This window comes from Arsenicibacter rosenii, assembly GCF_001870735.1.
Classification (GTDB): Bacteria; Bacteroidota; Bacteroidia; order Cytophagales; family Spirosomataceae; genus Arsenicibacter; species Arsenicibacter rosenii.
Genome location: NZ_MORL01000021.1, coordinates 57,953 through 77,217, shown reverse-complemented (window position 1 = coordinate 77,217; position 19,265 = coordinate 57,953). Strand labels below are relative to the sequence as shown.

The 19,265-nt window shown below is 52.0% G+C and carries 17 protein-coding genes; 11 read left to right on the top strand and 6 right to left on the bottom strand.

Features of this window, described 5'->3' with window-relative positions:
* Nucleotides 1-22: 22 nt before the first annotated feature.
* From BLX24_RS24310 to BLX24_RS24300, 3 genes are all read right to left on the bottom strand, one after another.
* Complete coding sequence (locus tag BLX24_RS24310; protein WP_071505818.1) at nt 23-1,141, bottom strand: efflux RND transporter periplasmic adaptor subunit; 1,119 nt, start codon at nt 1,139-1,141, stop codon at nt 23-25.
* A 20-nt stretch (nt 1,142-1,161) separates the two neighbouring features.
* On the bottom strand, nt 1,162-2,445 hold the full coding sequence (locus BLX24_RS24305; RefSeq protein WP_071505817.1) for a TolC family protein: 1,284 nt from the start codon (nt 2,443-2,445) through the stop codon (nt 1,162-1,164).
* A gap of 128 nt (nt 2,446-2,573) precedes the next feature.
* Nucleotides 2,574-2,957, bottom strand: a complete 384-nt coding sequence (locus BLX24_RS24300) for a hypothetical protein (RefSeq protein WP_071505816.1) — start codon at nt 2,955-2,957, stop codon at nt 2,574-2,576.
* 288 nt (nt 2,958-3,245) lie between these two features.
* On the opposite strand from BLX24_RS24300, the gene BLX24_RS24295 reads away from it, so the two are divergent.
* On the top strand, nt 3,246-3,944 hold the full coding sequence (locus BLX24_RS24295) for an NUDIX hydrolase (protein ID WP_071505815.1): 699 nt from the start codon (nt 3,246-3,248) through the stop codon (nt 3,942-3,944).
* A gap of 28 nt (nt 3,945-3,972) precedes the next feature.
* Here BLX24_RS24295 and BLX24_RS24290 read toward each other — a convergent pair whose 3' ends face one another.
* Nucleotides 3,973-4,962, bottom strand: a complete 990-nt coding sequence (locus BLX24_RS24290) for a GNAT family N-acetyltransferase (protein ID WP_143092788.1) — start codon at nt 4,960-4,962, stop codon at nt 3,973-3,975.
* A gap of 57 nt (nt 4,963-5,019) precedes the next feature.
* Nucleotides 5,020-6,429 carry a chromosomal replication initiator protein DnaA gene (gene dnaA / locus BLX24_RS24285; RefSeq protein WP_071505814.1) on the bottom strand — a complete coding sequence of 470 codons (1,410 nt, stop codon included), beginning with the start codon at nt 6,427-6,429 and terminating at the stop codon, nt 5,020-5,022.
* Nucleotides 6,430-6,798: 369 nt separating this feature from the next.
* On the opposite strand from dnaA, the gene BLX24_RS24280 reads away from it, so the two are divergent.
* Genes BLX24_RS24280 through BLX24_RS24270 form a run of 3 tightly spaced genes read left to right on the top strand, consistent with a single transcriptional unit; the run spans nt 6,799 to nt 11,274 of the window.
* Complete coding sequence (locus BLX24_RS24280; protein ID WP_071505813.1) at nt 6,799-8,160, top strand: methylmalonyl-CoA mutase family protein; 1,362 nt, start codon at nt 6,799-6,801, stop codon at nt 8,158-8,160.
* A gap of 24 nt (nt 8,161-8,184) precedes the next feature.
* The gene (scpA, locus tag BLX24_RS24275) at nt 8,185-10,383 is read left to right on the top strand and encodes a methylmalonyl-CoA mutase (protein ID WP_071505812.1); all 2,199 of its coding nucleotides are present in this window, start codon (nt 8,185-8,187) and stop codon (nt 10,381-10,383) included.
* 30 nt (nt 10,384-10,413) lie between these two features.
* Nucleotides 10,414-11,274, top strand: a complete 861-nt coding sequence (locus tag BLX24_RS24270) for a helix-turn-helix transcriptional regulator (RefSeq protein ID WP_071505811.1) — start codon at nt 10,414-10,416, stop codon at nt 11,272-11,274.
* Between the two features lie 51 nt (nt 11,275-11,325).
* Here the strand turns inward: BLX24_RS24270 and katG are convergent, their stop codons facing one another.
* On the bottom strand, nt 11,326-13,554 hold the full coding sequence (gene katG, locus BLX24_RS24265) for a catalase/peroxidase HPI (protein ID WP_071505810.1): 2,229 nt from the start codon (nt 13,552-13,554) through the stop codon (nt 11,326-11,328).
* Nucleotides 13,555-13,908: 354 nt separating this feature from the next.
* Here katG and BLX24_RS24260 point away from each other — a divergent pair, with 354 nt between their 5' ends.
* The 7 genes from BLX24_RS24260 to BLX24_RS24230 all read left to right on the top strand — a co-directional run bounded on the left by BLX24_RS24260 (nt 13,909) and on the right by BLX24_RS24230 (nt 19,264).
* Complete coding sequence (locus BLX24_RS24260; RefSeq protein WP_071505809.1) at nt 13,909-14,622, top strand: class I SAM-dependent methyltransferase; 714 nt, start codon at nt 13,909-13,911, stop codon at nt 14,620-14,622.
* Between the two features lie 13 nt (nt 14,623-14,635).
* Nucleotides 14,636-15,799 (top strand): hypothetical protein, encoded by a 1,164-nt coding sequence (locus BLX24_RS24255; RefSeq protein ID WP_071505808.1) that lies wholly within the window; start codon nt 14,636-14,638, stop codon nt 15,797-15,799.
* 100 nt (nt 15,800-15,899) lie between these two features.
* Nucleotides 15,900-16,208 (top strand): hypothetical protein, encoded by a 309-nt coding sequence (locus tag BLX24_RS24250; protein ID WP_071505807.1) that lies wholly within the window; start codon nt 15,900-15,902, stop codon nt 16,206-16,208.
* A 232-nt stretch (nt 16,209-16,440) separates the two neighbouring features.
* Nucleotides 16,441-17,445, top strand: a complete 1,005-nt coding sequence (locus BLX24_RS24245) for an SDR family NAD(P)-dependent oxidoreductase (RefSeq protein WP_229201888.1) — start codon at nt 16,441-16,443, stop codon at nt 17,443-17,445.
* A 91-nt stretch (nt 17,446-17,536) separates the two neighbouring features.
* On the top strand, nt 17,537-18,385 hold the full coding sequence (locus BLX24_RS24240) for a helix-turn-helix domain-containing protein (RefSeq protein ID WP_071505806.1): 849 nt from the start codon (nt 17,537-17,539) through the stop codon (nt 18,383-18,385).
* An 81-nt stretch (nt 18,386-18,466) separates the two neighbouring features.
* On the top strand, nt 18,467-18,790 hold the full coding sequence (locus BLX24_RS24235) for an ArsR/SmtB family transcription factor (protein ID WP_071505805.1): 324 nt from the start codon (nt 18,467-18,469) through the stop codon (nt 18,788-18,790).
* Nucleotides 18,791-18,796: 6 nt separating this feature from the next.
* Nucleotides 18,797-19,264 (top strand): SRPBCC domain-containing protein, encoded by a 468-nt coding sequence (locus BLX24_RS24230; RefSeq protein WP_071505804.1) that lies wholly within the window; start codon nt 18,797-18,799, stop codon nt 19,262-19,264.
* The last annotated feature ends 1 nt before the right edge of the window (nt 19,265 follow it).

Here is a 19,265-nt window from a genome sequence, read left to right as displayed (position 1 = left end):
CAATTACTCAATCACTCAATGCCTAATTCCCCAATGCGTTGTAAATCAGCAGTTGGTTCTGCGTTACAATGCGGTCGTCGGGTTGCAGGCCGCTGGCCAGATAAGCCCGGTCGCCGATGGTTTTGAAGATATTCACCTCGCGCACAACCGGCGAACCATTCGGCGTAACCACCACCACGAAATTGCGGCTCTTGTCGAATACAATCGCTTTGGCTGGAATCGCTACCCGCTTCTCCTGACCGGCATACAAGACGTTCACGTTGGCGAACATTTCCGGTTTCAGGGCAAAATCAGACGGGCCCATGTAGCGGTTATCCAATGTAACACGCACCTTCATCGTCTTGCTGTCGGGATCTAACACATTGAAAATCTTATCGATCTTTCCTTTATACACTTTATCCGGATACGAGAGGGTAGTAATGTCGGCCTCGTAGCCAACCCGCACATTGGCGAGGTCTGATTCATACACGTTAGCCATGACCCACACCTGATCAAGGTTCGAGATGGTAAACAGGTTTTCGGGATCGTCTGAACGGAGTTCCATGCCCTGTGCGGCATTTTTCTCGACCACAAACCCGCTCACCGGTGCTTTTACGATATATACCGAGCCGCTCCCTCCCAGAATCTGACGGCGTTGCGCCACCCGGTTGACTTCTCCTTTTGCGGCCTGTAACTGCTCACGCGCAGCCACCAGATCACGTTGCGATGATAAACCGGCTTTTGACATATCTTCGGTTACCTGCATATTTTTCAGCGCAACGGCCAACTGGCTTTTCGCCGTAACTGCCTGTTGTTCAAGGTCGGCCATGTCTCCGGAGCGGATAATCGACAGCACCTGACCCGCTTTGACATAATCGCCCAGATCGGCCTTAACTTCTTCAATATGCCCGCCAACCAGCGGAAATACCTTCACCACTTTATCCTGATTGAACGTTACTTTACCGGTCAGGTTCAGTTCATTATTTACGGTCTCAAGCCGGGCCGTGTCGATTTTGGCAGTTGCCAGCAGGCTTGTTTCATTTTTCGTTTCAGCCACGTTTTTATCTTCTTCTTTAGCCGATGAAGAGCAGCCTGTCAGGCCTGGCAAAACAGCGACAGCAATGGCAAAAAGGGTGGCGAATGTGTGTTTATTCGTTCTCATGACGGATGATAGGATCAGGTCTATTTGTTGAACACGGTTGTACCTACGGCAAAATTGATATCCTCCAGACTCTGAAGCCGGTCGTTCTGGAGCTGGTTATACTGAAGCTGGCTGTTTTTGTAGGAGTCGAAAAAGTCCAGAAATTCGACCACATCGATATTCTGTTTCCGGTAATTGGTCGTAACCCCCTGAATCAGCTTATTAAAATCATCGACAAACCGCTGATCGAACGTCCGGTAGAGCTGTTCGGTTTGCTGCGCTTTTGTATACGCCCGCTGCACGTCGTTTTCAACCTGCATCTGATACGCATTGGCCACTTGCTGGCTGCTCTGAATCCGGACGGCCGCCGCCTTGATATTACCCTGATTCTTGTTGAAAAAAGGCAGATTAATACCAACGCCTACGCCGAAATAATTCTGGATGTAACCGGCGTTACGGTCATACGTGCCCTGAAGCGTCAGATCCGGTACGGCGAGGGCTTTCTGCAACGCCAGATTCTGCTGTTCCTGCCGGGCCAGATCACGATAGCCTTTCAGGTCATACCGGTTTTCTTCGGCCAGCCGCAGCAGCTCACTTACGTTTTGTTGACCCACGCCAGCCTGATTTGCTTCGTTATTTGTCAGCAATGGCTTAATCGGGATTGTAGGGCTGACATTCAGGAGTAAAGCCAAATCAGCCTGGTCGTCGGTCAGTTTCTTCAGTAATTGCTGGCGTTCGGTGATCAGATTAAACAGGTACGCCTTGAGTCGCGTAAGGTCTTTCAGCGGCACGTTGCCTTTGTCGTATTGCTGCTGGTAAAGATCAACCGTCTGCTGCAGCGTCGCAATTTCTTCGCGGTATACGCCGAGTGCCTGATTGGTATAGTAGAGATCGTAAAACGTGCTCCGCAACTGGTAGCTCAGGGTACGCAACAGGTCAAAAAAGCGGTCATTGGCCAGATCGGTATTTGTTTTGGCGATGGCCAGTTGCTTATTCCGTTTACCGGCCAGCAAGAGCAGCTGCTGGTACTGAATTACTTGTTCTGAGTTACTCTGCTTAACCGGCATAATCTCTTTAGACTGCTGGTTATACGGCATTTGCTCAATATATATAGATGGGTTGTTCCAGAGTTTTGCCTGATATTCATAGGCTTGATTTTCAGAAACCCCCAGCTTAGTAGCCATCAAGGTCAGGTTGTTTTGTCTGAAAAGCTGGGCGGCATCTGATAGCGACAACTGCAGGGTATCGCCCGCTATTGTCGTAGTTGCTGCCTGAAGGCCATGGACAGTTAATGCGCCCACAACCAAAAGAATGAGCCGTTTCATAAATCGATAAGATATAGCCCTGATGATCAGGCGCTTTTTGAGTGAATAGAAACTGATATACTGGAAAACAGGCCACACCGATCCTGGCTATGCAGGGCATAGCCGGTTAGCAAAGGGGCTAACGGATATTACATACGATGATTACCGGGAATTCGGAGCGAATGAAAAAGAAGGTAATACGGACGAGGTTGATAAACGTTATGTATGTTGAATGGTCTTCTGAAAGAACGCCCCAGGAAAAGGAGCCATGCAACAGCAAGCAAGGAAAACATCATAGCTACCGGCAGCAGGTCGAAGGGGGCGCCGGCCTGTAGCTCCTGATATTCCTGTTCATCTTCTGTCCGGCTGATCCAGTTGATGTGTTCACCGGCTTGTTTACCGCGTTCAGCCGTTATGTGTCTGCCACCTGCCTGATAGGATATTGCCCCAATGCCATATGCCGGGATGGTCCCCCGCATGGCTGTCATCGCGAGCAGAAAAGCGATTATTCCTATTTTTTTGATGGCTGACATGTTCTTGTTCTTGACTGCTACAAAGTAATAGCATCAACGGGCCGGCAACGTTAAGAACAGATAAATCTTTCATTAAAAGATAATTAAAAGCCTTTTTATAAGGCAATAATGGGTTCAGGAAGCTGTCTTTCCAGCCTTTTCCGGTCAAACTATTTCTTTGTTTTTTACTATTTCCTACTACACACTATCTTCATTATCAATCGCTTATCCGGCAGCAGTTCTCCTGTCTCCTGTCTCTCGCCCTGATGGTGTAATGCATAAACCGCCCCGAACATGTACTTTTGCGGTATGACACGTTACGCTCACTCCTACCGGCTATTAGTAGCGCTTGATTGTATTATTTTCGGTTTCGATGGTGAGGAGATTAAAGTGCTCCTGATCAAACGGAATTTTGCGCCGGAAGCCGGCAAGTGGTCGCTGGTAGGTGGCTTCCTCAACGAAGACGAGGACCTGGAAATAGCGGCCTCCCGCTTGCTTTTTGACCTCACCGGGCTACATGATATTTATGTTGAACAAGTCGAAGCGTTCGGGCGCGTCAATCGTGACCCTGTCGAACGTACCGTGTCCATCGTCTTTTTTGCCCTGATTAATATTGCCGATCATGATCCGGAAGCAGTTAAGGCCCATAACGCCCACTGGATTAGCCTGAAGCAGAAGCCATCCCTTATTTTCGACCACGACGACATGGTCCGGAAAGCGCTGGAGCAGCTACGCTATAAAGCGACCCTCCATCCGCTCGGCTTCGAACTCTTGCCGGAAAAATTTACGCTTCCGCAGCTCCAGAAACTCTATGAAGCGATTTACGACGCTCCGCTTGACCGCCGGAATTTCAGCCGTAAGCTCCTCTCTACGGGCCTCCTGATTGATACCGGTGAAAAAAACACCAACTCTACCACCAAAAAGGCAACGCTCTACCGGCTCAATAAAGAAAAATACCAGGAACAGTTTTACGCCTTCTGGAACCTTATGCCGGTGGCGATTTTGTAATGATTAAGGGAACGGGCCTGCGCTGCTTTTACATTAGCCATTGTCCATTATTCATTATAATCAAAACCAACCGCCTCACCCATTGCCCGACTTTTGTCAGCCGGTTCCAGCGGAGGATGTAATAAGGTACGGGGTGAGCGCCGAATTCCTGATAAAAACGAGCTACAGCCGGCACCTCCGGACTCTCAAAGTCAAAGACAGCAGGCGGATGGGTTTCCCGCAATATACGGTCCAGCAGCCAGGCCCGTGCCTGTCCGGCACGACCGGCGGGGGTAGCGGCATTGAACAGATAAATCATCCGCCCGAACGCCTGCACCACTAACGCTCCCGCCTGCGCTTTTTGTGATGCTACGTCTGACACATAATATAGTGTGGCCAACCGACGACGGAGCAGTGCCTGCGTCAGCCCATGCAATACGTCATACGCCCAATCCCCGACGCCACCGGCTATTTGCTGTGCATGGTAGTTTTTAAACCACTGAATCATCAGCGTTGGGTCAGTGGCCGGCCACCGTTGCCAGCCCTGCTGCTGCGCGCGGCGCAATTGCCTTCGCCGGTCGGCCGAATAATGGGTTTGGGAAAATTCATCACCTGCCGGTAAGGCAAGTACATCGGTATAGGCAGTACGTAGCTGAACGGTGCCCGATAAACCGGCAGGTATCCGGGCAAGATGCAGGACAGACCCATACCGGAAATGCTGTAACAGACAGGAGAAGAACGCATCAATGTCAACCGAAGGCTCGTCGCTGTAAACGTCCAGAAACTGACAAAATAGCGGCTGGTGCACCACCCACTGCCCGTATTTCCGCCGGAGCGGCACCGGCATCACGGCCACATAGTTGCCGTCTGATCCCGGTATAACCAGGCCAGCCCATCGCCAGCCCTTTGCCGGGGTTACCGCGTCGAGGTACCAGCTCAGACCATAGACCAGCCGGTTCGGCGACCGCGCCACGCAGGCATCCCAGGCCGATGTATCAATCGACGGGCGGTTAATCAGTTGAATCGGGGACGTATTCACCGTTGACAAAAGGTTTAGGTTCCTGACGGAAACCCGGCCTGTTTGTAACGAATGGAGTTATTTGAAGTATGCCTTTAGTTTTTCAACCGTTTCGCGGGCTTCCGGCTTTTCGGTCATCAGATCATTAACGGTCTGGATAGCATGAATAACCGTACTGTGGTCGCGGCCACCGAAATGATAGCCGATTGATTTGAGGGCCAGTTCGGTTTTTTCCTTAGCCAGATACATGGCAATCTGACGCGGATAAACCAGTTCGCGTTTCCGGCTCTTCGACTTCAGGTCAGCAACGGTGATACCAAAATGATCGGCGACAATTTCCTGAACAGCGTCAATTGTTACCTCTTTATCGGAGTCGATGACGATATTCCGCAGTGTTTGTTTGGCCAGTTCGAGGTCGATCTCGCGGCGGTTCAGCGAAGCCTGCGCCATCAGTGACACAATTACCCCTTCCAGCTCCCGCACGTTGGTGTTGATGCTGTGCGCCAGATACTCAATGACGTTGTTATCGATGTAGACGCCCTCTGCCATCAGTTTTTTCTGGATAATGGCAATCCGCGTCTCCAGATCCGGCGTCTGCAAATCGGCCGTTAACCCCCATTTGAAACGCGATAGCAGACGATCTTCCAGCCCGGCGAGATCACGCGGCGGCCGGTCGGAGGTCATGATAATCTGCTTACCTGACTGGTGCAGGTGGTTGAAAATATGGAAGAAAATTTCCTGCGTTTTTTCCTTTTTCTGAAGAAACTGTACGTCATCAATCACCAGCACATCCACCTGCATATAGAACTGGTTAAAATCGCGCAGGGTATCGGTTTTGATCGCGTTCAGGAACTGGTTGGTAAACTTCTCAGAGGTCACATACAGGACAAACTTATCCTGACTCGTGTTTTTGATGGTATTGCCGATGGCCTGCACGAGGTGTGTTTTCCCCAACCCTACCCCGCCGTAAATCATCAGCGGGTTAAACGCCGTAACACCCGGGCGGGTGGCTACCGCATAGCCAGCGTTACGGGCCAGGCGGTTACAGTCACCTTCTACGTAATTATCAAATGTATAGCTGGGGTTCAGATACGAGTCCAGCGACAGAGAATCGAGGTCTTTGAGCTGAAAAGGGCTCTTCAGAATATCCGGATTAACGTTGTCAGGCTTAGCCGTTTGCGGCGACCGCGTGGTGGGTACATTCACCGTAAGCGGACGATTTTTTTCGTTTCCGTTATCAACGATGATTGAGTACTCCAGCTGTCCGTCCCGGCCGATCCCGAAATCGAGTGCTTTGCGAAGAATGTGTACGAAGTTCTCCTCCAGCCATTCGTAGAAAAATTGGCTGGGGACCTGAATTGTTAATACAGTGCCGGACAGTCTGAGTGGAACTATCGGCTCAAACCACGTCTTAAAGCTTTGCTCGGGTACGTTCTCCCGGATGACTTGCAGACATCGGCTCCATACCGTCGTTACTTCTCGCTGCATACCAGGTTGAACAGCTACATTCACAGTTAATCAGATATTGTTAGAATAGTAGTTTTACTGAGCAAATCGTTTCCATGCCTAAGTTACGAAAACATCCCTGTTCAACCATCAAAAATTACTATTCCGGGTTATTACTTGCCGGTGGCTCTTTAAAAATGGGAGACAAAAGTAGAAAAAAAAGTCACTTATTAGTCTCCCTGCAGCGCTCTCCGACAATAAAAATAAGCGGAATCCGGCGGGTTAACAAATTAATCAGATAAGAGCCTGGAATTGTACAACGACAATAGCTATATATATTTAGCAAAATCTATTTTCAGCAAGCTGGCAGAAAATTTACCTTTACCGGAAATTTAGCGTACTGACACTTCTATGACGTCCTTATTCGCCGACATCTTTGCGCCGGCCTCCAGACAAGACTGGCTCCGGCAGGTGCAGAAAGATTTAAAAGATCCAAATGGGTACGAGGGTTTGCGGTGGCAGACACCGGAAGGATTTGTGCTCGAACCGTATTACACGGCAGAAGATGTCAGCCCGCAAACCGTTTCGGCAATTCAGGCTGCGCAAAAGCAGTTGCCCGGCTGGCTGAACACGCCGGAAATTACTCCTTCCGCCGATATACCGGCCGCCAGCCAGCAGGCAAGGGAGGCGCTGGACAAGGGAGCCGACGCAATTTTGTTTACTCTGCCGGCATTTACTCCGTTATCGGCCGCCAGCGTAAGCCGCTTACTCCAGGGCATCAAACTAAGTGACACACCGGTCTATTTCCGTGCCCTTACCCCGGCTTTCCTGCCGGCTCTGCGCCAGATTGCCCCCTATCAGCTCAAAGGCGGTCTGCTGATTGATCCGGTAGCGGTTTACCTGCAAACCGGCGAAATTCCGGCAGCCGCAACCGCCCGTGCCCTGACTGAGGCCAGCTTACTAACCAGCGATTCGCCTCAGTTCCGGACAATCTGCGCCAGTAGTCATGTCTTTCATAATGCCGGTGCCAATGCCACGCAGGAACTGGCGTTTCTCCTCTCGTCGCTCGCCGACACATGCGACTTGCTGACAGAGGCCGGTCTGTCAATCGGGCAGGTATTTGAAAAAACAGTACTGTCGGTTTCGGTCGGTACCAGTTATTTTTCCGGGATCGCCAGGCTGAGGGCCCTGCGGGTGTTGTGGCAGCGATTCGTCAGCGCGTACGGCATGGCCGCCCCGCCAGCCTTCATTCACGTACAGACATCCACGTTTTATGATGCCGCCGTGACGCCGTATACTAACCTGCTGCGAGCCACCACCGAAGCCATGTCGGCCGTCATGGGCGGCGCCGACCTGCTGACCGTACATCCGTATGACACTGTTTATCAGGCCCCTGACGCTTTTTCGGAGCGGATTGCCCGTAATGTATCCGTTTTGCTGAAAGAAGAGGCCCACCTCGATAAGGTCGCCGACCCATCGGCCGGGGCCTACTATATCGAGCAGGCTACCGACGCTCTGGTGCAGTCGGCATGGGCACTTTTTATGGCAACGGAGCAGCAGGGCGGTCTGCTGGCCGGTGTCGCCAATGGCTATATACAAGAGCAACTTCAGGCATCATACGACGCCCGGGTGGCCGAGCTGAACGAAGGGAAAATCATGGTCGGCGTAAATAAATTCCGGTATGACGAAGGCGCATTGCCCGCTCCGCCACCGCCCGCCTTCCCGAATGCCCTTATCCCCGATCGCCGGCTGGCGGCTGCTTTCGAAAAATAATGTTACCCGCAAACGATAAAACCCATGAAACCTGATTTTTCAACTGTATCGGCGGCGTATACACAACCCGAAACCGCCCCGCAACCGGCACCGAAGCCCTTTACAACCGCCGAAGGCATTAAACTGAAACCCCGGTTTACGGCTGCCGATATTGCCGGTGCCGAACACCTGCACTATGCGGCCGGTATTCCCCCGTTTCTGCGCGGGCCTTACAGCTCGATGTATGTCCGGCAACCGTGGACAGTGCGCCAGTATGCGGGTTTTTCGACCGCCGAGGCCTCCAACGCGTTTTATCGCCGGAACCTCGCCGCAGGACAGAAGGGCCTTTCGGTAGCCTTTGACCTGGCAACCCACCGTGGCTACGATTCTGACCACCCGCGCGTGGTCGGGGATGTCGGCAAAGCCGGGGTGGCCATCGATTCGGTTGAGGACATGAAAACCCTGTTCGATCAGATCCCGCTCGACCAGATGTCGGTATCGATGACCATGAATGGAGCGGTTATTCCGGTTATGGCCTTTTACATCGTTGCGGCCGAAGAGCAGGGGGTAGCACCGGAAAAGCTGTCGGGAACCATCCAGAACGATATTCTCAAAGAGTTCATGGTGCGGAATACCTACATCTATCCGCCCGCACCGTCGATGCGGATTATCGGTGATATTTTTGCCTTTACCAGCCGCCATATGCCGAAGTTTAATTCGATCAGTATCAGCGGCTACCACATGCACGAAGCGGGGGCTCCCGCCCATATCGAGCTGGCTTACACGCTTGCCGACGGTCTCGAATACATCCGCACGGGCATTCGGGCAGGCATGGCCATCGACGATTTTGCCCCACGGCTTTCCTTTTTCTGGGGAATCGGGATGAACCACTTCATGGAGATTGCCAAAATGCGGGCGGGCCGGCTCTTGTGGGCCAAAATCGTGAAGCAGTTTGATCCGAAAAATGCGAAGTCGCTGGCGTTGCGGACTCATAGCCAGACCTCGGGTTACAGCCTGACCGAGCAGGATCCGTTCAACAACGTAACCCGGACGGCCATTGAAGCCATGGCCGCTGCGTTGGGACACACGCAGTCGCTGCACACCAACTCGCTCGACGAAGCCATTGCGCTGCCAACCGATTTTTCGGCCCGGATCGCCCGTAATACCCAGTTATACATCCAGCACGAGACCGACATTACCCGCGCCGTTGATCCCTGGGGCGGATCGTATTACGTCGAAGCGCTGACGCAGGAGCTGGTGGAAAAGGCCTGGGCGCTGATTGAGGAAGTAGAAGCGCTTGGCGGCATGACGAAGGCCATTGAAACCGGTCTGCCGAAGCTCCGCATCGAAGAAGCCGCGGCCCGTAAGCAGGCCCGCATTGATTCGGGCAAAGACATCATTGTCGGCGTAAACCGCTACAAACCGGAATCCGAAAAGGAAATTGACCTGCTTGAAGTGGATAACCAGGCGGTTCGGGAGTCCCAGATTCAGCGGCTTACGGCCATTAAGGCAAGCCGCGATCCGGAAAAAGTAGCCCGGGCCCTGAACGCCATCACCGAAGCGGCCTTCGCTGGTCCGGACAATGCGGGTTCGGATTTGCAATCCGAACCCAACCTAACCGCGGATTGGCAATTCGCATCCGCTACCGCCCGCGAAACCAACTTACTTGCCCTGGCCATCGAAGCCGCACGGCAACGGGCCACGCTGGGCGAAATTTCTGACGCTATGGAAAAAGCTTTTGGCCGCCACAAGGCCACCATCCGCGCCGTTTCGGGCATTTATTCGGCCGAGGTATCCGACGACGAAAACTTCCGCATTGCCCGCCAGCTGACGGATCAGTTTGCCGAACAGGAAGGTCGACGCCCACGGATTCTGATCGCCAAAATGGGTCAGGACGGTCACGACCGTGGTGCCAAAGTGATTGCGACCAGCTTTGCCGATCTGGGTTTCGACGTCGATATGGGGCCGCTGTTCCAGACGCCGGACGAGGTAGCGCGGCAGGCCGCCGAAAACGACGTACACATCGTCGGTGTTTCGAGTCTGGCAGCCGGGCACAAAACACTCGTGCCGCAGTTGATCGGCGAACTCCGGAAAATCGGCCGCGACGATATCATGGTCATTGCCGGCGGGGTAATTCCGGCCCAGGATTATGCCTTTCTGTATGACGCCGGTGTGAAAGGCGTATTCGGCCCCGGCACGGTTATTTCCGTGGCCGCCCAGAAAATTTTACAGGAGCTCCTGTAGAACAGACTGATTTTTCAGCTTTGATACTTTATGCTTCGTGTACCGTCATCCATCAATCCGGAAACATTTCAGTCGCTGCAAATTCAGGACATGACTTTTGTGGCGTACAGAAGCGACGTGTATCCGGAACGGAATGAAGTTTTTTTTGAAGAGCATGCGGTAATTTTTGTGCTGGAAGGCGAAAAAAAATTCGTCTCGCCAACGCAGGATCTGCACGTCACTAAAGGGAATATTCTGTTTTTCCAGCGGGGGTGTTATTCGATGAACGAGTCGCTGGATGCCAATTATAAGAGCCTGGTGTTTTTCTTTCCGGAAAAGCTGCTGAAGGAATTTGTGAGCCAGCACCTCGACATTTTCCGCGCTGTCCGGCCGACGGCCGATCCAGGCGCTGCCTCTGCCGACCCCATCCTGGAGCTCTTTGCATCGCCCGGGTTTTCAACGTTTATTCAGTCGCTGCTGCCTTATTTCGGCGCGGAATCCATCTATCTGAATGACTTACTCCGGCTGAAATTTCAGGAGCTGTTGCTGCATTTGCTTCAGCTTGATACCTCGGGCAAGCTCAGTTCGCTGCTGATGAGCATCTACCAGGGCCAGAAAACCGATCTGGACTATCTGATGAATACCTACCTGCTGAAACCCCTCTCCATGAACGAACTCGCGCGGTTATCGGGGCGCAGCCTGTCGGCCTTTAAGCGCGATTTTGAGGCACATTTTCATACCTCACCCGGCCACTGGATCCGGAGCAAGCGGCTGGAACATGCCCATTTTCTGCTTCGGAACACCGAAAAAAACGTATCGGAAGTTAGTATGGAAATTGGCTATGAAAGCGTTTCACACTTTATTAAAGCCTATAAACTCCAATATGGTACTACCCCCGGCGGAAAAGCATAAAAAAATAGGTGGCCCGAAACAGGCCACCTATTACTGCCAGTAGCTATCTCATTAAACTAAATCGAAACGATCGAGGTTCATGACCTTGTTCCAGGCCGCCACGAAGTCGTTTACGAATTTCTCTTTCGAACCGGCAAACCCGTATACTTCGGCAATGGCGCGCAGTTCCGAGTTTGACCCAAAGATCAGGTCGGCACGGGTCGCGGTCCATTTTACCTCACCCGTTTTCCGGTCACGGCCTTCAAATACTTGCTGAGCGTGTGATGTTGCCCGCCATGTAGTGCTGAAATCCAGCAGGTTCACGAAGAAATCGTTGGTTAATACACCCGGTGTCTGAGTCAGCACACCATGCTTCGAACCATCGAAGTTGGTATTCAGCGCCCGCATACCGCCTACCAGCACCGTCAGTTCCGGAGCGGTCAGAGTCATCAGCTGGGCTTTGTCGACCAGCATTTCTTCGGCAGTTGCCGTTGCGCGGCTGCTCATGTAGTTACGGAATCCGTCGGCGGCCGGTTCCAGGGCTTCGAATGATTCTACATCCGTGTCAGCCTGTGAAGCGTCGGCGCGGCCAGGTGTAAATGGCACGCTTACGTCTACGCCTGCGTCTTTCGCCGCTTTTTCAACGGCCGCACAGCCTGCCAGCACAATCAGATCGGCCAGCGAAACCTGCTTACCACCCGCCTGAATGCTGTTAAATTCCTGCTGAATGCTCTCCAGTGTGCTCAACACTTTTGATAGCTGCACCGGATTGTTCACTGCCCAGAATTTCTGTGGTGACAGGCGAACACGGGCACCGTTGGCACCACCCCGCTTGTCGGAGCCACGGAATGTTGATGCTGAGGCCCAGGCAGCCGAGACAAGCTCAGAAACCGTCAGACCTGAGGCTAAAATATTGGCTTTCAGGGATGCCACATCCTGCTCATCAATCAGTTCATGCGTAACGGCCGGAATCGGGTCCTGCCACAGCAACACTTCTTCAGGTACTTCAGGACCCAGATAACGAACCCGTGGGCCCATATCGCGGTGCGTCAGCTTGAACCAGGCGCGTGCAAACGCATCGGCAAACTGATCAGGGTTTTCGTGGAAACGACGCGAGATTTTTTCGTACGCCGGATCAAAACGCAGCGACAGGTCAGTGGTCAGCATAAACGGTGCATGGCGCTTCTCCGGATCATGCGCATCCGGAATAAGTCCTTCACCCGCATTGCCTTTTGGCTTCCACTGGTGCGCACCGGCCGGGCTTTGCGTCAGTTCCCATTCGTAGCCGAACAGGTGATCGAAATAGTCATTGCTCCACTGGGTCGGCGTCTTGGTCCAGGCACCTTCCAGACCACTGGTAATGGTATGTACCCCCCGACCGCTTTCGTATGAGTTTGCCCAGCCCATGCCTTGTTCTTCGATACCGGCAGCAGCAGGCTCTTTACCCATGTATTTACCCGGATCGGCAGCTCCGTGCGTTTTACCGAACGTATGACCACCGGCAATCAGCGCAACCGTTTCTTCGTCGTTCATCGCCATCCGGCCAAACGTTTCGCGGATTGCTTTTGCCGCCAGCAGTGGGTCCGGATTACGCTCCGGTCCTTCCGGGTTGACGTAGATGAGCCCCATTTCAGTAGCTCCCAGCGGACTTTCCAGCGATTCCGGATGGCGGTGTGCCAGCCATTCGCCTTCGCTACCCCAGTAAATATCTTCTTCCGGCTCCCATACGTCAGCACGGCCACCGCCGAAACCAAACGTCTTGAAACCCATTGATTCAAGGGCGCAGTTACCGGCCAGAACCATCAAATCTGCCCATGACAGGCTATTGCCATATTTCTGCTTAACCGGCCACAACAACAGGCGGGCTTTGTCGAGGTTGGTGTTATCCGGCCAGCTGTTGAGCGGTGCAAAACGCTGCGTACCCGAACCGGCACCACCACGACCATCCTGAATCCGGTAGGTACCGGCACTGTGCCAGGCCATCCGGATAAACAGCGGACCATAATGACCATAATCGGCAGGCCACCAGTCCTGCGACGTAGTCATGATGTCGTTGATGTCTTTTTTAACGGCATCCAGATCCAGTGCCTTGAATGCTTCCGCATAGTTAAACTGCTCACCCAGCGGGTTCGACAGGGATGAATGCTGACGAAGAATATTCAGACGCAGTTGGTTTGGCCACCAGTCACGGTTGCGGGTTCCCCCACCAGCGGTTTGCTTTAACTCGCCATGTAAAAATGGGCATTTAGCCTCGGAGCTCATGGTCTCCGCCAGTGGACTTTCGTGTGCAGCTTCGTTCATGGTTTAGATGTATTGAGTGTTTTTGTATGAAAACAAAAATGAACAATTCTAACATTTAACAGGATTCAAAATAACAGAATGCCTTTCAATAAATCAAATTGATAATATTTAGGAGACATAGCTTTTATCTATAACACATACTTGTCAGGATGTTTCTCTGGTAAATCTCCTGTTTACGGGAGAATTCACCACACAGGTTTGTAAAGAAAATCTGTTTCTAACAAAAACTTTATGCCCGTAGATAGCAGCACGAGTGATAAGGGTTATGCCCGCGCGTTGGTACCCTCAATGTCAAGACAGAATGGTATCACATACAGAGTTAAATGATAACTTTCCGGCAAAAATCAACCTGCCATGATTACAGACAAAATTCTGTCGGCCTATGAGCAGATGGCTGAACGGTACAACCAGCTCATTGACCACAAACCCCACAACGCGTACTATGACCGGCCCAACACGCTGGCCTTGCTGCCGGATGTAGCCGGTAAAGTAATACTGGATGCCGCCTGCGGACCGGGCAAATACGCCGAAATTCTGCTGGATCGCGGGGCCGCCGTCACCGGCTTCGACCTCAGCCCGACGATGATTAAACTGGCGCAGGAGCGGAATCCGGCCAGAGGCTCATTCTTTGTTCATAACCTGGCTACACCGTTTACGATGTTTGCCGATGCGTCGTTCGATATTGTATTGTGTGCACTGGCCCTCCACTACCTTCCGGACTGGACACTGACCATACAGGAGTTCCGGCGGGTGTTGAGGCCCGGCGGTATACTGGTAATTTCGATTGAACATCCGTTTTTTGAATACAACTATTTCAACTCCAGCGCCTATTTTGATGTCGAACATGTGAGGTGTGTCTGGAAAGGGTTCGGGCAACCGGTTGAGGTGAACAGTTACCGGCGGCCGCTGGGCGAGTGCATTACCCCGCTGACCAATAACGGCTTTTACATCGATCAGCTGGTCGAACCCAGGCCCGTGCCCGAATTTGAAAAACTGGACCCAAAACATTTTCATGAACTCAACCATTTTCCGGCCTTTCTGTGCATCCGCGCGGTGAAACGGGAATAATGTAGCCTCAGCTATGCACCGTCACCTTACTTTTCTTTTCATATTTACCTTACTGATTATCAACACACAGCGACTGTTTGCACAACATCAGCCAACCAGCTGGCCAGACTCCGTTTACTCCGGCAAACAAGGAACGTTGCATGTGCAGGGCATTGCCGTAGATCATAAGCAAGGAGTCATTTACTTCTCGTTTACCAATCAATTGATTAAAATGACACTCGACGGCCGGTTGCTGGGCAGCGTAACCGGCCTCGTCGGCCACCTCGGCGATCTGGCCATCAATCCGGAAGACGGGAAAATTTACGGGTCGCTGGAATACAAGAACGATGCTATTGGCAGAGGCATCCGGAAGACCATGGGGGTTGGCGAGGGCCGTTCAGGATCAGGCTTCTACATAGCGATCATCGATGGCAACCGGATCACAAAACCCGGTATGAACGCCGACAAAGACGATATTGTCCGGACGGTGTACCTCCGCGAGGTCGTCAGTGATTATGAGGCCAGCGTAGACCTCGGCCCAAAAACAGCAGCGCATCGCTTTGGCTGTTCGGGCATCGACGGCGTGGCCTTCGCGCCAAAGCCCGGTAACCGGCGAACCGGCCGGCAGTATCTGTATGTGGCATACGGCATTTACGGCGACACCAGCCGCACCGACAACGACCATCAGGTACTGCTTCTATACGATACAAGCAACTGGAACCGCTTTGCCCGGACCCTCACCCAGGATAGTCTGCACCGGTCGGGTCCGGCAGCACCAGCCGGGAAATATTTTGTCCGGACGGGAAATACCAGCTATGGTATCCAGAATCTGGCTTACGATTCAGTGTCGGGCAATCTGCTCGCCGCCGTTTATCCGGGTAGCAAAAAGGGGTTTCCAAACTATAGTCTGTTTGTGATCGACGGCCACAAAAAGCCGGCAAAACAATCTATCTTTGTTGATAACCAGCCTACTACGGCAGAAACCCTGTCACTAACCGACCAAGGGTTAACAGATCCCGCAAGCGGGGTGCGGGGCTGGCATTTCAAGTGGGGCGCCACCGGGCTATGTCCTCTCGGCAACGGGTTGTTTTATATTTCGCACAACCGCAAAACAGCCGACGGCAAACAGGAAAGTACCGCCTGGCTTTACCGGTGGACCGGCAATCCGGAAAGTCCGTTTGTGCGGGTCAGGCCATAGCGGTTATCCATAGGGTATGGTCCCGGCTCCGCCTTTGGAGCGCACATGCTCTTATTCTTAACAAGTTCGCTATCTTTAACTAAACCAGCCCTAATACCGCATGAAAGCCCTCTTTTATACCGGCCTGCTCTGTTGTTTTTTGGTCGTGGCTAACGTCACGCTCTGGATAAAGACCGCCACTCAGGACCTCCCTTTCGAGCAGGTAAAGGCACGTTACCTCGGCTATTTCCCCGCTTTTCTGCAAAACGCCCTGATCCTTACGCTGCTGAACATTGGCCTGTGCGGTATTTCGGTTTGGCTGTTAAGCCGGTCACGGCGTCTGCCCGGATTCGGGTATCGCGGGACAAGTATAACCATCATCGGACTGGATATCCTGCTGATTAGCTGGCTGGTGTTTACGCTGATGTGAGGGGTTTTCCAAATCCTAAACTTTACCTCCGCTCGCAATAAAATATACTGTATCTAAACGAAACCGGAAAACCTTAACAACTCATTACCGGTTAAATGATCCTGGTTTTATCAGGTAAAGCGAGACAGCCATAACCTGGCAGGGAATGGCCTTTAAAACAAAGTAAATACGACCTTTAAAACAAAGTCGTCCGATAAGTGGCGCGCTACTTTTGTCCCAACAAAAAAACAAAATGATGGGACAGACTAATCATAATTATCAGGGCGCGTTGCAACAGCCAATTGGTTCGGGATTCGGTGCTACCTCAACTACGAGTGATGTCATCAAGGGCATCGACCTGACTGGAAAAACGGCTATAGTAACCGGAGGCAACACGGGAATCGGCCTCGAAACGACCAGGACACTAGCTGCTGCCGGGGCCACGGTCATTGTAGCGGCCCGTGATATGGAAAAAGCAAAGCGCAACCTTGCCGGGATACCCCGTGTAGAACTGGCCGCTATGGATTTAATGAGTCGTGACTCTATTGATGCTTTCGCCGGGACGTTTTTACAATCAGGTCGCCCACTTCACCTGCTAATCCATAATGCCGGTATCATGTGGGTGCCGTTACGACGCAGCAGTCAGGGCACTGAGTCTCAGTTAGCGACCAATTACCTTGCTCAGTTTCAGCTTACCGCCCGCTTGTGGCCGGCCCTGGCAATAGCCAATGGTGCGCGGGTGATCAGTGTTTCTTCAGACGGGCATCGGTTTGCGCCCTTTAATTTTGAAGATCCCAATTTCACGCATCGCACGTATGAAACGCTACAAGGATACGGACAGTCAAAGACAGCGTGTATCCTGTTTACCCTTGAACTCGACTATCGCGGCAAAGACTTCGGCGTACGGGCTTATTCGCTACACCCGGGATCAATCAACGGCACTGAACTGGGCCGCGAGGCCCCACTGGCCTTATTTCAGGAGATGGGCTTCTGCGATGCTGACGGCAATTTACTACCCGAAGTAGCAGCATCACTAAAAACGATTCCGCAGGGTGCTGCTACCACAATTTGGTGCGCCACCAGCCCCATGCTCAACCAGATTGGCGGGGTCTACTGCGAAGATGCCGACGTTGCCAGACTTTCGTATGATCCGTCTGTACCGGGAGGCGTAAAAGCGTATTCTTTAGACGAGATATCGGCAAACCGTTTATGGACAATCAGCGAAGCCTTAACAGGCATTTCCTTTCCGGTAGGTTAACAGACTATGCTGGTCTTATCCGATATAGCTATCTTTAAGCCGGGCAATGCCAGACCGAACCGATACAGCATTTAATGATGCCCCCTGACATATGGAACATGTATCCAACTATCTGACACCCGAGATAAAACTCTCCTGCTACCAGGACAAGTTTTTCAAATCAGAGATTGTCTTTGATCAGCACATGCTTGTCTGGTTCATCTCCGGCGAAACCAGAATTGTACAGGCAGAAGCAACCCATCTTTTCGGCAGTGGCGATATCTTTCTGATTCCCAGAAACAAACCTGCAACAATCATCAACTTTCCGAAAGATGGGTTGCCCCATAAAACAGTCGTGATGCTTCTAACAACCGATGTTTTAAGAAAATACTACCAACAGTTTTCAGTAACGACCAATATTACGGCCGTGCCTAAAATCCGTAGTTTCAGAAACCACCCTTTGCTGGAAAGCTGTCTGGTATCACTGATTCCCTACTTTGAGATGAAAGACCGCTTTCCGCCGCAACTAGCCTCACTGAAACTGACCGAAGCCATCAGCATTCTGCGAACTATTGATCCTGAGGTGGACAGCGTACTGGCTAACTTCGACGACCCGCATAAAGTTGATTTGATCGGCTTTATGGAGAAGAACTACATGTTCAACATGCCTATGGAAAAGTTCGGATATTTGACTGGTCGTAGCCTGAGTACATTCAAACGCGATTTCAAAAAAGCATTTAATACCACCCCACAAAAATGGCTTACTCAAAAACGCCTCGAACTAGCTCATTACCAGATTGCAGAGCAAAAGCTGAAACCACTTGACGCCTGTTATGAAACAGGCTTTGAAAACCTCTCTCATTTTTCGTTCGCCTTTAAAAAACACTTCGGTTACGCCCCAACATCCATTGCGTCGCAGAAGCATCACTGGCATACCGATTTACGGCTTACCAGGGGCTAACCCAACTCCCCCCTCCCGCTCCAAAAATAAATTTGCGTAGCCAAATAACTACACGTATATTTGTAGCCAAATGACTACACAATGAATCTACGACGCGACGTTTTCCAGGCTATTGCCGACCCGACCCGACGGACCATTCTGACACTGGTGGCCACCCAGGCTATGACGGCGGGGGCTATTGCCGCAAACTTTGACACAGCCAGGCCAACCGTTTCCAAACATTTACAGATTCTGACCGAATGCGAACTGTTACAGCAGCAACAGAACGGCCGCGAAATGTACTACCACCTCAACGCCGCCAAAATGAAGGAAATCGCTGACTTTATCGAGCCGTTCCGTCAGATGTGGGACGACCGCTTCAACAAACTCGAAAGCATCATGAAAGCGTATCAGGCTAACCAATAATCACTTATGGACCGAAAAACACAGGTCAGTGCCGGCGACGGGCACCAGGATATACGCATCACGCGGGAGTTTGACTTGCCCCGGCCACTCCTCTTTAAGGCCTATACCGAACCGGACCTCGTGGCCCAATGGATGGGTACACGGGTACTGAAACTGGAGAGCAAACCGCACGGCAGCTGGCAATTCCAGACCGTTGATGCACAGGGCAACGTTGTCTTTCAGGCCAGCGGCGTGATCCATACGTTTATCCCCGACCGGCAGATTATACGAACCTTCGAAATAGAAAACGCACCATTCGGCGTGCAGCTCGAATTTCTGAACTTCGAAGCCCTAACTGACACGACCAGCAAACTGACCATGCAGATTGTCTATAAGTCGGCCGAACTGCGTAACAAAATGCTGCAAATGCCCTTTTCTCACGGCCTCAATATGGCCCATAACCGCCTGCAACAGCTTGTGGGCAAAGGATGCTGAT

Excerpts from the sequence above, each read along its gene's own strand:
- BLX24_RS24280 (WP_071505813.1), top strand. The coding sequence starts at position 6,799 with ATGACGTCCTTATTCGCCGACATCTTTGCGCCGGCCTCCAGACAAGAC.
- BLX24_RS24240 (WP_071505806.1), top strand. The coding sequence starts at position 17,537 with ATGGAACATGTATCCAACTATCTGACACCCGAGATAAAACTCTCCTGC.
- BLX24_RS24250 (WP_071505807.1), top strand. The coding sequence starts at position 15,900 with ATGAAAGCCCTCTTTTATACCGGCCTGCTCTGTTGTTTTTTGGTCGTG.
- BLX24_RS24260 (WP_071505809.1), top strand. The coding sequence starts at position 13,909 with ATGATTACAGACAAAATTCTGTCGGCCTATGAGCAGATGGCTGAACGG.
- scpA (WP_071505812.1), top strand. The coding sequence starts at position 8,185 with ATGAAACCTGATTTTTCAACTGTATCGGCGGCGTATACACAACCCGAA.
- BLX24_RS24300 (WP_071505816.1), bottom strand. The coding sequence starts at position 2,957 with ATGTCAGCCATCAAAAAAATAGGAATAATCGCTTTTCTGCTCGCGATG.
- BLX24_RS24245 (WP_229201888.1), top strand. The coding sequence starts at position 16,441 with ATGATGGGACAGACTAATCATAATTATCAGGGCGCGTTGCAACAGCCA.
- BLX24_RS24235 (WP_071505805.1), top strand. The coding sequence starts at position 18,467 with ATGAATCTACGACGCGACGTTTTCCAGGCTATTGCCGACCCGACCCGA.
- BLX24_RS24270 (WP_071505811.1), top strand. The coding sequence starts at position 10,414 with ATGCTTCGTGTACCGTCATCCATCAATCCGGAAACATTTCAGTCGCTG.
- BLX24_RS24310 (WP_071505818.1), bottom strand. The coding sequence starts at position 1,141 with ATGAGAACGAATAAACACACATTCGCCACCCTTTTTGCCATTGCTGTC.
- BLX24_RS24255 (WP_071505808.1), top strand. The coding sequence starts at position 14,636 with ATGCACCGTCACCTTACTTTTCTTTTCATATTTACCTTACTGATTATC.
- BLX24_RS24230 (WP_071505804.1), top strand. The coding sequence starts at position 18,797 with ATGGACCGAAAAACACAGGTCAGTGCCGGCGACGGGCACCAGGATATA.
- BLX24_RS24295 (WP_071505815.1), top strand. The coding sequence starts at position 3,246 with ATGACACGTTACGCTCACTCCTACCGGCTATTAGTAGCGCTTGATTGT.
- BLX24_RS24305 (WP_071505817.1), bottom strand. The coding sequence starts at position 2,445 with ATGAAACGGCTCATTCTTTTGGTTGTGGGCGCATTAACTGTCCATGGC.
- katG (WP_071505810.1), bottom strand. The coding sequence starts at position 13,554 with ATGAACGAAGCTGCACACGAAAGTCCACTGGCGGAGACCATGAGCTCC.
- dnaA (WP_071505814.1), bottom strand. The coding sequence starts at position 6,429 with ATGCAGCGAGAAGTAACGACGGTATGGAGCCGATGTCTGCAAGTCATC.